Genomic DNA, 12,862 nt, shown 5'->3' with positions numbered 1-12,862 from the left:
AACTCTCTGTTCCCGGCCCCGCAAGGGCCGGTACTTGCAGGAGTTTCGAGCGTTGCTCACCAACTGCCCGTTGTCGCCTTGCCGTGCACGAATCCATCGACGCCGAGGACGGTGGCATCCGGAGCAGGACTCAGGATGCGGCCGCGCGTTGCGGCACCACCGCGACCGGGCAGTCGGCGTGCTGGAGCGCGGCGTGCGGCACGCGGCCGAGGGGCAGTGCGACAGGCCCGTGGCGTCGAGGGGCGCCGAGAACAAGCAGGTCGGCCCTGGTCGAGTGCGTGATGAGGACGTGGTGGGCCGGGCCCTCGGCGGTGACGCGATCCACGACCACGTCGGGGTGGTCGTGCTCCGGGGCGCGCAGGGCGTCGTCGAGCAGGACCGACGCCTGCTCCTCGTAGCGGTGGGCGGGATTCCCGGCGAGCAGCGGATGGGCCAGGGGTTTGTGGGCGGGGCGACGCCAGGCGCGTACGGCGTCCAGCGCGCAGCGCCGTGCTTCGGCCTCGCGGAACGCGAACCGTATCGCCGCCGTGCTGGTCGCGGCATCGCCCACGCCGACCACGATGCGGTCATTGGCTCCTTGCCGGTTGTGCGGGGTGCCGCGTACCACGACCACCGGGCTGGAGGCATGCGTGGCCAGGGCGCGGCTGACCGAGCCCAGCAGCGCGCCCCTGATCGGTCCTCTGCCCCGGCACCCGGTCACGACGGCGGTGGCGCGGCGCGCCTCGCGCAACAGCGCCGCCTCGGCGTCGTCGGGAACGATGTCGACCGTGATCTTCACGTTCGGATTGCGCTGCCGAGCCCGTTCGGCAGCGCGGTCGACGATGTCCTGCGCGAGGGCGTGCTCCGGGGGAACCTCTTCGGACTGCATGATGACGGGGCCTTCGTAGCGCTCCCACAGGCAGGCGTACACGATCCGCAGCGGCAGGCCGTGCAGGGCCGCCTCATCCGCGGCCCAGTCGGTCGCCCAGAGGCCGGCCTCCGACCCGTCGACGCCCACGACCAAGGGCAGCGTCATTGGTCCCACCGCCTTCAGCACGCGCCAGGATGATGACTTCATTGTCCCGCACGTCGTTGCGTACGCCCTACTCGGAATCCTCTTCCCGTACCTGGTAGGTCTTGGTCCAGGTGGCTCCACAGCGGCAGGAGGAGTGCTCCACGAGCTCACCGTTCTCGGTGACTCCGAGACCCCGGTTGATGCGGACGTGCACATGCTCAGACATGGGCGGACTTCTTCCTTTCCGCCAGCCCGCCGACCGGACGACAGACTGAACGCGACCATCCTCCGCAGCTGTGCAAGAACTCGGGTAGGAGCCACGTCACATCCGTCCGGCAGAGCGGGTCCGGGCTGACCCGCTAGGCCGACTTCGGGCGCTCACGTACTCGTCGCTGCTGGATGGTCCGAACGGTCTCATTGATGGGATCCGGCGTGGTGACGGCCAAGCGGGCGAAGGGCGCAGAGGGCCACAGGTCCACGACGACTGCGGGTTCGTTGGCCCGCACCGCGACGAAATCCCTGCCGTGGCGGTGGAGCCTTTCTCCCAGGCAGCGGCCGGGACGGCACCGGCCGCCGCGCGGCAGGCCCCGCAGGCTGCGCCACCAGTCCGGCTCGATCCTCATGTCCTTGACGTCGGCAAAGGGCACCCGGACCTCGCGGCGCCGGGCCAGGAGCTGTTCCCACCAGGACAGACGGAGCACAAGGTCCTCAGCTTCTTTGATCAGCCGTGCCACCCATGCCGCCTCCCTCGACACCTTGTGGATGGCCGAACAGCAGGTCGTAGCCGGGCGGCAGCTGGAGCAGAATCCGATGGGTCAGGTCTTCGCCTGCGCTGTCGGCCACGACGCTGAGCACGGCGCTGACGTCCCAGGCCGCGGTCTTCTCGGTGGCGCCTTCGATCCAGGCCGCAGTCGCCCGGATGAACCGTTCGGGCGGGAGCGGTTCATGCGCCTGGAGAGGGTTGAGCAGGATCCGCGCCAGCGTCTCCGGGATCCGGTCGGCCAGCTCCTTGCGCGCCTCGCCCACCAGATGGGCGCCGAGGAGAGCGAGGACTACTCGGGAGACTCGCTCGGCCTCCGCCTGTGTGGGGTATTCGCCGCGTTCTTGGACAGCGGACAGGAAGGCGTCCTGGTTCGTGCGCATGATGTCCTCCCGGTGGTGATGGCGAGGGCGGGGCACCTTATCGTCTGGCCGGTGGTTCGGCGACCTCTGCCTGAGCGGGCCGCAGGAGCTGGTCGCCGACCCGGTAGCCGGGGCGCAGGATCGCGGTGCAGGTGGGCCGTTCGACGTGGTCGGAGCGGGTGCAGGAGAGGGCCTCGTGCCAGGCGGGGTCGAAGGGGTCGCCCGCCGCGCCGAAGGACTGCAGCCCCAGGGCGGCGAGTTCGCCTTCCAGAACGGCGGCGACGTGTGCGAAGCCGCCGGTGACGTCACCTTGCCTGCGAGCCTGGTCGATGGCGTCGAGGACGGGGAGGAGGCCGGTGAGCACGTTGGCCACGGCTATCTCGGCGACCGCGTGTCGGTCGCGCCGGACCCGCTTGCGGTAGTTGTCGTACTCGGACGTCACGCGCTGCAGGTCTGCTGTGCGCTCGCGCAGCTGCGCGCGCAGGAGGTCGGCCTCGCCTACGTCCCGGTCGGTCCGCCGGGCAGGCTCGACGTCGCCACGGCGGCGGGGCTCCAGGTTGGTTCCCGGATCCCGCCGCCGGTTGTCGCGGACGATCGACAGCGGGTGCTCGCCGGGGCGGTTCATCACGTTCCCTCCTGCCGCTTGTCGTCGTCGACGATTTCGGCATCGACGACTTCCTCGTCCTGCCCGGTGGCGCCTGCCTCACCGCCGCCCGCGCTGCCGGTGGCCTGCTGGCCCTGAGCCTGCGCATACATGGCGGTGCCGACCTTCTGAGCCGCCGCCATCACCTTCTCGGTCGCCTGCCGCAGGGCCACCGTGTTGTCGCCGTCGGCCGGCTGGGCCTTGAGGGCCTCCTTGAGCTCCGCCAGCGAGGTCTCGACCTCGCTCTTGACGTCCCCGGGGATCTTGTCGGCGTTGTCCGTGAGCAGCCGTTCGGTCTGGTAGGCCACCTGCTCCGCCTGGTTGCGGGTCTCGGCGGCCTCACGCCGGCGCCGGTCCTCCTCGGCATGCTGCTCGGCCTCGCGCATCATGCGGTCGATGTCCTGCTTCGGCAGCGAGGAGCCGCCGGTGACGGTCATCTTCTGCTCTCTGCCGGTGCCGAGGTCCTTCGCCGTGACGTGCATGATGCCGTTGGCGTCGATGTCGAAGGAGACCTCGATCTGCGGCACGCCGCGCGGCGCCGGCGGCAGACCGGTCAGCTCGAACATGCCGAGCCTCTTGTTGTACGCCGCGATCTCGCGCTCGCCCTGGTAGACCTGGATCTGCACCGACGGCTGGTTGTCCTCGGCCGTGGTGAAGATCTCCGAACGCTTCGTCGGGATCGTCGTGTTGCGCTCGATCAGCTTGGTCATGATGCCGCCCTTGGTCTCGATACCGAGGGACAGCGGGGTCACGTCAAGGAGCAGGACGTCCTTGACTTCACCCTTGAGCACACCGGCCTGCAGGGCGGCGCCCACGGCGACGACCTCGTCGGGGTTGACGCCCTTGTGCGGGTCCTTGCCGGTCAGCTCCCGCACCAGATCGGTCACCGCCGGCATCCTCGTCGAGCCGCCGACCAGGATGACGTGGTCGATGTCGGACACCTTGATCCCGGCGTCCTTGATCGCGTTGTGGAACGGTGTCTTGCAGCGCTCCAGCAGATCACTCGTCAGCTGCTGGAACTGGGCGCGGGTCAGCTTCTCGTCCAGGTGCAGCGGCCCTTCGGCGGAGGCCGTGATGTAGGGCAGGTTGACCGTGGTCTCGGAGGACGACGACAGCTCGATCTTCGCCCGCTCGGCGGCCTCACGCAGCCGCTGCACGGCCATCTTGTCCTTGGACAGGTCGACGCCGTAGTTGTTCTTGAACTGCTTGGCCAGGTGGTCGACGATCCGCTGGTCCCAGTCGTCACCGCCCAGGTGCGTGTCGCCGTTCGTGGCCTTGACCTCGACGACTCCCTCACCGATCTCCAGCAACGACACATCGAAGGTGCCGCCGCCGAGGTCGAAGACGAGGACGGTCTGGTCGTTTTCCTTGTCGAGGCCGTAGGCGAGGGCCGCGGCCGTGGGCTCGTTGATGATCCGCAGCACCTTCAGCCCGGCGATCTCCCCGGCCTCCTTGGTCGCGGTGCGCTGGGAGTCGTTGAAGTACGCCGGAACCGTGATGACCGCATCCGTGACGTCCTCTCCCAGGTACGCCTCCGCATCCCGCTTGAGCTTCTGCAGCACCCGCGCGGAGATCTCCTGCGCCCTGTACTGCTTGCCGTCGATGCTCCCCGTCTCCGGGAACCGCCAGTGCGCATCACCCATGTGACGCTTGACGGAGCGCACGGTGCGTTCCACATTGGTGACGGCCTGGCGCTTGGCAACCTCACCGACCAGCACCTCGCCGTTCTTGGCGAAGGCGACCACGGACGGGGTGGTCCGTGCTCCTTCCGTGTTGGTGATGACGGTGGGCTCTCCGCCCTCCAGCACGCAGACCACCGAGTTCGTCGTGCCGAGGTCGATTCCCACTGCACGTGTCATTGGTCCTCTCCTCCATCTGCGTCCCACACCGAGGGCAGATGCCGGCGCCTGGTGAAACGGGGTCGCCCGGGGCCGTCCGGCGACCGGCCACCGGAGCGTTTGCGCCGCCTCGCCCGGCGTCGCCACCTGCGGATTCGGAGTAAACCCCACTAACAGTCTGGATAAAGTCCGCATCTTGAGTTGTCAAGAAGCCCCAGTTCCTGCCTCCTTGGGTGCTTTCGTGACGGGTGGCAGGCGTCGGGGAAGGGATTGCAGCGCAGCAGCCGCACTCCGGCACCCGAGCCGCCGGCAGAAGAGACGGGACGTGTTCAGGCCCACGACACACCGGGTATCCCAATTCGGGGCAAATAGTATGAGATTGCTCTGGAGGTGACGAACGATGACTCTGCCTGTGCGACGCGGCACGGGGAGTCGGCTGGCCGAACGGCGCTTCCCTGGTTGGGCCGGGGATCCGCTTGCCGAGTTCGACGACCTCTTCAGCCGTATCGGCAACCTTCTGGAAACCACGGTCGGCGGTGGCCTGGCGCCGACCGCCGGGGCGTGGGCTCCGATGGCTGATCTCTCCGAGACCGACGACGCCTACCTCATCGAGGTCGATCTTCCCGGCGTCAAGCGGGACGACATCGACATCGAGATGGGCGAACGCGAACTCGCCATCAGCGGCGAGTTCAAGGAGCGCGAACGCGCCGGCGTCCTGCGCCGCGGCACCCGCCGGACGGGCCGGTTCGAGTTCCGGACGCTGCTGCCGGGCGAGGTCGACGCCGAAGGCGTCAGCGCCACCCTGGCAGACGGAGTGCTGACCGTGAACGTCCCCAAGGTCGAAGCGGCCAAGCCACGTCACATCGAGATCACCAGCGGGGAGTGAGGCATCCTCCTCCCGCACATGCGCCCCGGTCCCCGGGCATGCACCCGGTGCCCGGAGACCGGGCGCGAGGGCAGGACGGTGAGCGCGAAGGCCTCGCCGGCCCGCGCGTCCGCCTGGTGTGCCGGTCACCCAGACGGGTCAGGACCCAGCCCGCCATTGAGGTCCGGCCATGAGCCTGTCACCTGCCGAAAGCGGGCGGCCCCCGCTCGGGACGGTGGTGGCCGCCAGGCGATCTTCAGCCCCTTCCCACACCCTGATCACGGGGCCTGGCTCCACGCCAGGCATCCGTCCGGCGGACAGGGCCTCACCCTGCTGTCCCACAGACCAAGGGAGTACGGCAATGACAGTGATGACGGACGCGCTCATCCCGGCGCTGGAAGACGTCCGGGAGGCCCACGCCGCAGTCATCGACCGGTTCCGCGCCGACCTGGCCGTCACCCCCGCCGGCCCGTACCGCCAGACACTCCAGCGCCACGTCGCCGGTACCGAGGACCGCCTGGCCCGTATCGACGACCACGCCCGCGAGATCCGCCCGCGGACGCTGATGCGGGACACATCCGAGTTCGTCCGCAGTGTCTCCGACGGCGCGGTCCGCACAGCCAGAATCCCGCTGGAGATCGGCATGCTGATCGCGAGCGGTCCTCTGCGCTGGAGGCGTCAGGCCACCGAGCGTGAGCAGCTGAAGAACGCGGAAGGCGAGTACGCGGCCGTTGCCCGGGCCCTGATGGCCTGCCGGGCCGCGGAGAGCATCGCCCTCCTCGCCGATGACGAGGAGGCCGTGGACCTTCTCGCCGCACTGCGCCGCCAGGACGAGCAGCTGCTGCAGACGCTGCAGGACACCGTCGACGAACAGGCCAGGGCCCTGGCCGCCGCAACCGCGAACGGCAGCCGGCCGGACGACGACAACGGCGGCACCACCGCGGCGGCTGCAGAGCTCGTGCGTACCGTCGTCGCCCGGATCCGCGAGGCCACCCGGACCGGCGGGCAGCAGACCCGCCGAACGGCCGCCGGGACGGCCGGGGAGATGCCGAGCGTGACGCGGTTGGCCGAGCACGTGCAAGGCGCCGTCATCCGGGAGGAAGACCTCCCGATCGCCGGCTACGGCCGGCTGTCCGCCACAGCCATCACCCAGCAGTTGCGTGATCTCTCCCAGAGCGACTTGACGGTCATCGAGAGCTTTGAGCGCGCCCACGCCAACCGGGCAGCGGTGCTGCAGGCCGTCGAGGAACTGCGCGGAACGCAGCCCTGGCCGGACTACGACGCCATGAGCCCCGACCGGATCACGACGTCCCCGGCCCTCGATCCTTACGGGCCGGCCAACAGCCGCAAGGGCGCCGAACTCGGTGAGCAGCTCCTGCGCTCCCGGCGCGGCGGCTGACCCAGCCCGGTGACACGACACGGACGGCTACCGGCCGACCAGCACCCGTACGCGACACTCGGCTGCCCCGCCCGGCGTCGCCCAGCGTGTCGTAGGCGGCGAGGACGTCGGCGAGGCGATCCGCTGCTGCCGGATCCTCCGGCCGGGCGTCCGGATGGAGCGACCGCACCAGCCTGCGACAGGCGGAGGTGATCTCCCCGGCGGACGCGTCACGTGGGACGTCGAGGACCGCGTAGTGGTCGCGCCGCGGCCGCTGCCCGGGCATTGGCCAAGCCGCTCCGATGTCGCGTACGTGGGCCTTGGAGGACACTGGGATGAGTCCAAGGCACTGTGGTGAGTGAGAGCTGATCATTATGCGTGCGTCGCATGTCACCGGCCGCGGTGGCCCGGCTCATGTGCCCCTGGCGCGGGAGCGGGCTCACGTTCTGGTCGATCAGCAGGGCTTGGTGACCGGGTGGAGCCCGGCGGCAGAAAGGCTGCTCGGCTACCCGAAGGATGAGGTACTGGGGCGCTCGGCAGTGGACCTGCTGGTCGGGATGGCTGCCGCTGAGCGTCCGTCGGCCCGTGGCGAGGACTTCGCTGTTGTGCTGCGGCGCCGCGACGGCGGTTTGGTGAGGTGCCGATTGGCCGTCCGGCCCGAGCGCGTGGGTGACGCGGGCACGGGCTGGGAGGTGATGCTTGCGCCTGCGGAACCGGACGGGACAGAGGAGCGCGAACGGGCGCTTCTCGAGACGCTCTTCACCCTTAATCCTACGGGTCTGTACCTCCTCGACCCTCAGCTGCGCCTTGTCCGGTTCAATCCCGCGGCCAAGGGAATGCAGGGCACCTCGGTCGAGGAAGCTGTCGGCAGGCGCCCGACGGAGGTGTGGCCCGGCTTCGCCGTGGAGATGGTGGAGCGGGTCATGGAACAGGTGCTCGCCACAGGCCAGCCGGCGATCGGCGTCGAGAAGCGGGTCCGTCCCCCGGGCGATCCACGGCACGAGCACGTCTACTCCGCTTCCGTTTTCCGTCTGGAAGACGCTCAGGGCCGGATCCTGGGCCTTGCGGACGCCACCGTCGATGTCACCGACCGCCACCTGGCCCACGAGCGGCTGTCCGTGCTCGCTCGGGCCAGCACCCGGATCGGCTCCACGCTCGACGCGTTGGACACAGCCCGGGGTCTGGTGGAGGTGTCGGTGCCTGTGCCGGCCGACAGCGTCGCGGTCGATGTGCTGGAGGCGGTGCTGGCGGGCGAGGATCTGGATGCAGGGCCCGTGGGACACGATGCTGTGCTGCGCCGGGCGGCTTCCCGTTCCCGGGATGACGAGTCCCGGGGGACGGCTGCGGACGACGATGCCGCGGTCCCAGGTGCGGCCGCCATCGAGGCCCTGGCCGATCTCGAACCGCGTCTGGTCGACCCGCTGTCCTCGCTGGGACGGCACATTGTGCAGGGCTTGAGAACGCCCGGGCGAACCGGCGAAGAAGTCCACTCGCTGATCGTCGCGCCGCTGGTCGCTCACGACCGGGCCCTCGGGCTCGTGACGTTCTGCCGCTGGGGAGAACGCAGGCCCTTTGAGCGCGATGATCTGACCCTCGCCGCGCAACTCGCCCGGCGCGCGGCCGAGTGCCTGGACAACGCCCGCCGGCACCTGCGCGAGCACAACTCCCTGGTCGCGTTGCAGCACATCCTGCGCCCGGGCGGGCTTCCACCACAGCAGGCGCTGGAGGTGGCGCACGCATACGTGTCCGCGGGATCCGGTGGCGACTGGGTCGACGCCATACCGCTCTCCGGGGCCCGGGTGGCCCTCGTGGCGGGCCGCGCGCCGGGTCGCGGCATAGAGTCTGCCGCCACGGCAGGACGGCTTCGGGCGGCGGTGCACACCCTGTCGGACCTGGACCTGGAACCGGATGAACTGCTCGCCCGGCTCGATGACATGGTGCGCCGGACGGGCAGGGCGAACGGCTTCACGGGGAGCGACGACCAGCCATCTTCCGTACAGGACACGGAAACGTCTGCCCATGGGCCGGAGTGCGGCGCCACGTGCCTCTATCTGATCTACGATCCCGTGTCCCGGCGCTGCTCGGTATCCACCGCCGGTCACCCCTGGCCCGTGGTCGTGCGTCCGGACGGCACCGTAGGGACTGTGGGCGGTCCGGCCGGCGACGCGTTGTGCTGCCCCGGCTCGCCGTTCGGCAAGGAGGACTTCGAACTTCCCGAGAACTCGATGCTCGTCCTGTACACCCCAGGGCTGCTCCAGCGGGCACAGCAGCCGGACGACCCGGGCGGCCAGGAGCGCCTGACCGCCCTGCTCGCCCGTTCTCCCGGCTCTGTGCAGGCGATATGCAGAACGCTGACCGACGCACTCGTCCCGGCTCGGCCCCACGATGATGCCGCCGTCCTGGTCGCCCGCACACACGCGCTGGACCCCGCCCACGTCGCGTCGTGGGACCTCCCGAGCGATCCGGCCACGGTCTCCACAGCCCGCTCCCTCGCCACCCGGCAGCTCACAACATGGGACATGAGCGACGCCGCATTCACCACCGAACTGATCGTCAGTGAGCTCGTCACCAACGCGATCCGGCACGGCAAGCCGCCCGTGACACTTCGACTCGTTCGCAGCCACGTCCTGACGTGCGAGGTGTCCGACGGCAGCAGCACATCTCCGCGGCTGCGGCACGCCCGCACCACTGACGAGGGCGGCCGCGGGCTGCTCCTCGTCGCACGGTGCTCCGACCGGTGGGGGACCCGCTACACGGACGACGGCAAGATCGTTTGGGTTGAGCAGAACACAGACAGCACGGCGACGTAGCCACGTCGGCGACGACCCACCGGCACTCCCTCCGCGACCGCCCCTTGCCGAGCGAGACTGGTAGTAGACGGACACCGCGCTGATCCGGTCCCTTTGTACGCCCCGGCGTATCGGCTCGGATGGAGGACCGCCTGCTTCGGTTCGCAGGAGATGGCGATGAACGGCTCGGTACGGATGGGACGAGTTCTGGGGGTGCCGCTGCGCATCCACTGGACCGTGCCCCTGCTCGTGGTGCTCTTCGGGTACAGCCTGGGCAGCCAGACGCTCCCCGCCTGGACTCCGGACCAGTCGAACACCGCCTACACCGTCGCCGGCCTGGCGGGGGCCCTGCTGCTTCTGGGCAGCCTGCTGGCTCATGAGGCCGCCCACGCCGTCACGGCGCGGAGGAAGGGCATCCCGGTCCAGAGCATCACGCTCTGGGCACTGGGCGGGATGACCGAGATGGGCAAGCCGCGCGCGGCCGGGGCGGCCTTCCTGGTGGCCGTGAGCGGGCCGTTCACCAGCCTGGTCGTCGGTGCGGCGGCGCTCGGGGCGGGCATCGGGCTGGACGCGCTGTCCGGCTGGGTGGTGCCGTCGGCCGTCCTGGTCTGGCTCGGGTGGGTGAACTTCGTCCTGGGCGTGTTCAATCTGCTGCCGGCCGCACCGCTGGACGGAGGCCGGGTGGTACAGGCGCTGATGTGGTGGCGTACCGGCGACCGCGACCGGGCCGAACGGGCAGCCGCACGCAGCGGCCAGGTCCTCGGCATCCTGATGATCGCCGTCGGCTGGATCTCCCTCCTGCGCGGCGCCTTGAGCGGTCTGTGGCTGATGCTCCTCGGCTTGTTCGTTCTGATCGTCGCCGGCGCGGAACGCCGACGCGCCGCACTCGCCCCGGCTCTGCGCGGCGTGCGAGCCGCCGATGCCATGTCGAGTCCGGTGGAGACCTGCCCGGACTGGTGGACCGTGGAACGCTGCGTCGAGGAGGTGGCCCTGCGCGCCCGCCACTCGATGCTGGTACTGATCGACTTCGAAGGGCGCCCCAGCGGCCTGCTCGACCTGCCGCGGCTCGCGAGGATCCCCGCGCCGCAGCGGGGAACACAGCGCGTGCGTGACGTGGCGACCCCGCTGTCGCAGTGCACGACCTGCGCGCCGGACGACCTCCTGGAAGAGGTGCTCGAAAGGCTCCGCCCGGTCAGCGGCATGCGCATCCTCGTCACCGACGGACCGAACCTGGTGGGCATCATCACCATGCGTGACGTCTCTCGGATCGTCCAGCGCCACGCACTGCGCGGGACGGACAGCCGTTGAATGGCCGTTCAACGGCGGCGGGACGTGCCGCAGGCGTCGGCGTACGACCTGCACGGCACGGTCTCGGAGGAGGTCCGGCCCAAAACCCGGACAAGGCTCTGACCAGGCCGGACAGCAGCGTCGTGTCCGGGACAGCCGGCTGCTCTTGTCCTGACCGGTCCTGGGCCAGCAAGCTCGGCGAGCACTGCCTCCGCGGCAGTGGTTCCCGTCATCGGATGGCCGAGCCCAAGAGGTCGCAAGCTGTCATGGGCATGACTATGGCTAGCGACCGGAACCGGATACGCCATCCGTCGAGAGGTACAAGGAGTAAGGCAAATGAGACTGCGCCGCCCGGCTTCGATGGCCGCTGCCGCTGTGTCCATAGCAGCAGCCACGGCCCTTGCCGCATCACCCGCGCATGCCGCAGAGCAGTGGATCACGTTTTCCTACGAATCGCCCAGCGAAGGCTGGGGCTACAGCACCGTGACGACGGGCACCAGCCTGAAGCAGCTCACCTGCGACCAGGGAACGCCGGACGGCCTGCGCACGGTCTCTCACCTCACGATGCCGAACGGAAACGTCCACACTCTGCACGCCTCGCAAGGCAGCGGGAAGTGCATCGACGGCTCGTACAGCCCGATGAGGGGCACCTACACCTTGCGTGTGTGCCTGCGTGACGGCGCGTACGGCACCGATCGCTACTGCGACCAGAACACCTTCCAATACTGAGCACCCACTCCCGACGACGCCTGTCCAGGGAGTACAGGGAGGCACCTTCGACCAGGCGGATGCAGCCTCCTGTGCTCGCCAAGAGCGAACACGGCGGAATCGGCCGTTGCCTCGCATGTCATGTCCCCAGCACACTGACGCCATGGGGAACCAGGGGGAGTCGTCGCCGTGCGAGGCGCAGGACGCTGTCGGCTTCATCAAATCGATGCGGCAGCTCAAGGAACGTTCTGGGCTGACCTATCGCGAACTGGAGGAGCGGGCAGCCCGGAACGGTGACGTGCTCGCGCGCAGCACGTTGTCCGACGTCCTGCGACGGACGAACCTGCCGCGGCCGGAGATGCTGGCCGCGTTCGTGCGCGCCTGCGGGGAGGGAGAGCGGGTCGATCTCTGGCTGGACGCCAGGGACCAGATCGCCGCACGCACCCCCGTCGTGCCCGCAACGGCACCCGCGGGCAGCACGAGTGACCAGTCGGACGAGGACCGGCCGCCGCACCTCGAACGCCGGCCTCAACCGCAGAACGCAGAAGTCGCGGGCATTCAGCCACGCCGGTTCAAGGCCCGCACAGTGGCGCTCGCGTCCACCCTCATCGTCCCACTGCTCGCCGTGGTGGCCTGGGGGTTGATCCCCGACGACTCCGGCACCGCCAACACACAGGGATCTCCCGCCGACGGCTGGGTCACCATCCGCCCCGCCCGTACGCCCGACCTCTGCCTGACCGACGGACGCGACCGCGACGGCGCCTACGACAACGCCGTCGCGGTCCAGCTTCCCTGCGCCCAGATCACCGTGCCGCGCACCTACCTCGAACCGGCCGGCGAGGGTCTGTACCGAATCCAGTGGCACCACCCTGTGGAGGGCAAGGGGTGCCTGACGGTCATGAGCACCGGCGAGGTCAAGGGAATGCTCGAACCTCGGAACGACTGTGCCCAAGCCACCCTGTTCCGCCTGGAACCCGTCAGCGCTGATGAGACCGAGGGATTCCGGATCCGCCCGGCCAACAGCAGCCGCTGCCTCGGCCTGGTCGACGACGACACCGTCGAGGGGGCCGAGGCGATCGAGGAGCCCTGTACGGGCGCGGACGATCAGCGCTTCCTGGTCCGGACGGGCTGACCACCAGGCCGGCCTGACAGTCGAGCGTGAGGAGTTCATCCCGGAGGGCGACGGCGGGCCTGCCCTGTTCTGGGCACGCCGGCCCTGACGCTCCCCGTGGACAAGA

General features: G+C 69.7%; 13 protein-coding genes. 6 read left to right on the top strand and 7 right to left on the bottom strand.

The window, feature by feature from the left end:
* Nucleotides 1-130: 130 nt before the first annotated feature.
* The 6 genes from ACKTSN_RS01865 to dnaK form a co-directional block, all read right to left on the bottom strand.
* Nucleotides 131-1,015 (bottom strand): universal stress protein, encoded by an 885-nt coding sequence (locus ACKTSN_RS01865; protein WP_409467458.1) that lies wholly within the window; start codon nucleotides 1,013-1,015, stop codon nucleotides 131-133.
* A gap of 67 nt (nucleotides 1,016-1,082) precedes the next feature.
* Nucleotides 1,083-1,220 carry a hypothetical protein gene (locus ACKTSN_RS01860; protein ID WP_409467457.1) on the bottom strand — a complete coding sequence of 46 codons (138 nt, stop codon included), beginning with the start codon at nucleotides 1,218-1,220 and terminating at the stop codon, nucleotides 1,083-1,085.
* Nucleotides 1,221-1,353: 133 nt separating this feature from the next.
* On the bottom strand, nucleotides 1,354-1,695 hold the full coding sequence (locus tag ACKTSN_RS01855) for a hypothetical protein (RefSeq protein WP_409467456.1): 342 nt from the start codon (nucleotides 1,693-1,695) through the stop codon (nucleotides 1,354-1,356).
* Nucleotides 1,696-1,702: 7 nt separating this feature from the next.
* Nucleotides 1,703-2,137 (bottom strand): DUF2267 domain-containing protein, encoded by a 435-nt coding sequence (locus ACKTSN_RS01850; RefSeq protein WP_409467455.1) that lies wholly within the window; start codon nucleotides 2,135-2,137, stop codon nucleotides 1,703-1,705.
* A 37-nt stretch (nucleotides 2,138-2,174) separates the two neighbouring features.
* Nucleotides 2,175-2,741 (bottom strand): nucleotide exchange factor GrpE, encoded by a 567-nt coding sequence (gene grpE, locus ACKTSN_RS01845; RefSeq protein ID WP_409467454.1) that lies wholly within the window; start codon nucleotides 2,739-2,741, stop codon nucleotides 2,175-2,177.
* Nucleotides 2,741-4,618, bottom strand: a complete 1,878-nt coding sequence (dnaK, locus tag ACKTSN_RS01840) for a molecular chaperone DnaK (protein ID WP_409467453.1) — start codon at nucleotides 4,616-4,618, stop codon at nucleotides 2,741-2,743. Before dnaK ends, grpE begins: the two co-directional genes overlap by 1 nt.
* A 379-nt stretch (nucleotides 4,619-4,997) precedes the next feature.
* Here dnaK and ACKTSN_RS01835 point away from each other — a divergent pair, with 379 nt between their 5' ends.
* Together ACKTSN_RS01835 and ACKTSN_RS01830 are read left to right on the top strand one after the other, a co-directional pair.
* Complete coding sequence (locus ACKTSN_RS01835) at nucleotides 4,998-5,483, top strand: Hsp20/alpha crystallin family protein (protein WP_409467452.1); 486 nt, start codon at nucleotides 4,998-5,000, stop codon at nucleotides 5,481-5,483.
* Nucleotides 5,484-5,823: 340 nt separating this feature from the next.
* Nucleotides 5,824-6,861, top strand: a complete 1,038-nt coding sequence (locus ACKTSN_RS01830) for a hypothetical protein (RefSeq protein WP_409467451.1) — start codon at nucleotides 5,824-5,826, stop codon at nucleotides 6,859-6,861.
* Here the strand turns inward: ACKTSN_RS01830 and ACKTSN_RS01825 are convergent.
* Nucleotides 6,764-7,126: a DnaJ domain-containing protein gene (locus ACKTSN_RS01825; RefSeq protein ID WP_409467450.1), complete on the bottom strand. Its 363-nt coding sequence runs from the start codon at nucleotides 7,124-7,126 to the stop codon at nucleotides 6,764-6,766. The two genes, ACKTSN_RS01830 and ACKTSN_RS01825, sit on opposite strands and share 98 nt — an antisense overlap.
* Nucleotides 7,127-7,214: 88 nt before the next feature.
* Between ACKTSN_RS01825 and ACKTSN_RS01820 the strand changes: the two genes are divergently transcribed.
* From ACKTSN_RS01820 to ACKTSN_RS01805, 4 genes are all read left to right on the top strand, one after another.
* Complete coding sequence (locus ACKTSN_RS01820; RefSeq protein ID WP_409467449.1) at nucleotides 7,215-9,650, top strand: SpoIIE family protein phosphatase; 2,436 nt, start codon at nucleotides 7,215-7,217, stop codon at nucleotides 9,648-9,650.
* 156 nt (nucleotides 9,651-9,806) lie between these two features.
* Complete coding sequence (locus tag ACKTSN_RS01815) at nucleotides 9,807-10,937, top strand: site-2 protease family protein (RefSeq protein WP_409467448.1); 1,131 nt, start codon at nucleotides 9,807-9,809, stop codon at nucleotides 10,935-10,937.
* A 315-nt stretch (nucleotides 10,938-11,252) separates the two neighbouring features.
* A complete protein-coding gene (locus ACKTSN_RS01810) occupies nucleotides 11,253-11,645 on the top strand; it encodes a hypothetical protein (RefSeq protein ID WP_409467447.1) in 393 nt (130 codons plus the stop codon).
* 142 nt (nucleotides 11,646-11,787) lie between these two features.
* Nucleotides 11,788-12,756 carry a helix-turn-helix domain-containing protein gene (locus ACKTSN_RS01805; RefSeq protein ID WP_409467446.1) on the top strand — a complete coding sequence of 323 codons (969 nt, stop codon included), beginning with the start codon at nucleotides 11,788-11,790 and terminating at the stop codon, nucleotides 12,754-12,756.
* Nucleotides 12,757-12,862: the final 106 nt, after the last annotated feature.

This window comes from Streptomyces flavusporus, assembly GCF_046267975.1.
GTDB classification, from domain to species: domain Bacteria; phylum Actinomycetota; class Actinomycetes; order Streptomycetales; family Streptomycetaceae; genus Streptomyces; species Streptomyces flavusporus.
Note: the sequence above shows the minus strand (reverse complement) of the source record. Positions and strands in the feature narration are given on the sequence as shown.

Bases quoted from the DNA above. Each gene is read 5' to 3' on its own strand.
- ACKTSN_RS01865 (WP_409467458.1), bottom strand. From the start codon at position 1,015: ATGACGCTGCCCTTGGTCGTGGGCGTCGACGGGTCGGAGGCCGGCCTC.
- ACKTSN_RS01860 (WP_409467457.1), bottom strand. From the start codon at position 1,220: ATGTCTGAGCATGTGCACGTCCGCATCAACCGGGGTCTCGGAGTCACC.
- ACKTSN_RS01850 (WP_409467455.1), bottom strand. From the start codon at position 2,137: ATGCGCACGAACCAGGACGCCTTCCTGTCCGCTGTCCAAGAACGCGGC.
- grpE (WP_409467454.1), bottom strand. From the start codon at position 2,741: ATGAACCGCCCCGGCGAGCACCCGCTGTCGATCGTCCGCGACAACCGG.
- dnaK (WP_409467453.1), bottom strand. From the start codon at position 4,618: ATGACACGTGCAGTGGGAATCGACCTCGGCACGACGAACTCGGTGGTC.
- ACKTSN_RS01835 (WP_409467452.1), top strand. From the start codon at position 4,998: ATGACTCTGCCTGTGCGACGCGGCACGGGGAGTCGGCTGGCCGAACGG.
- ACKTSN_RS01830 (WP_409467451.1), top strand. From the start codon at position 5,824: ATGACAGTGATGACGGACGCGCTCATCCCGGCGCTGGAAGACGTCCGG.
- ACKTSN_RS01825 (WP_409467450.1), bottom strand. From the start codon at position 7,126: ATGCCCGGGCAGCGGCCGCGGCGCGACCACTACGCGGTCCTCGACGTC.
- ACKTSN_RS01820 (WP_409467449.1), top strand. From the start codon at position 7,215: ATGCGTGCGTCGCATGTCACCGGCCGCGGTGGCCCGGCTCATGTGCCC.
- ACKTSN_RS01815 (WP_409467448.1), top strand. From the start codon at position 9,807: ATGAACGGCTCGGTACGGATGGGACGAGTTCTGGGGGTGCCGCTGCGC.
- ACKTSN_RS01810 (WP_409467447.1), top strand. From the start codon at position 11,253: ATGAGACTGCGCCGCCCGGCTTCGATGGCCGCTGCCGCTGTGTCCATA.
- ACKTSN_RS01805 (WP_409467446.1), top strand. From the start codon at position 11,788: ATGGGGAACCAGGGGGAGTCGTCGCCGTGCGAGGCGCAGGACGCTGTC.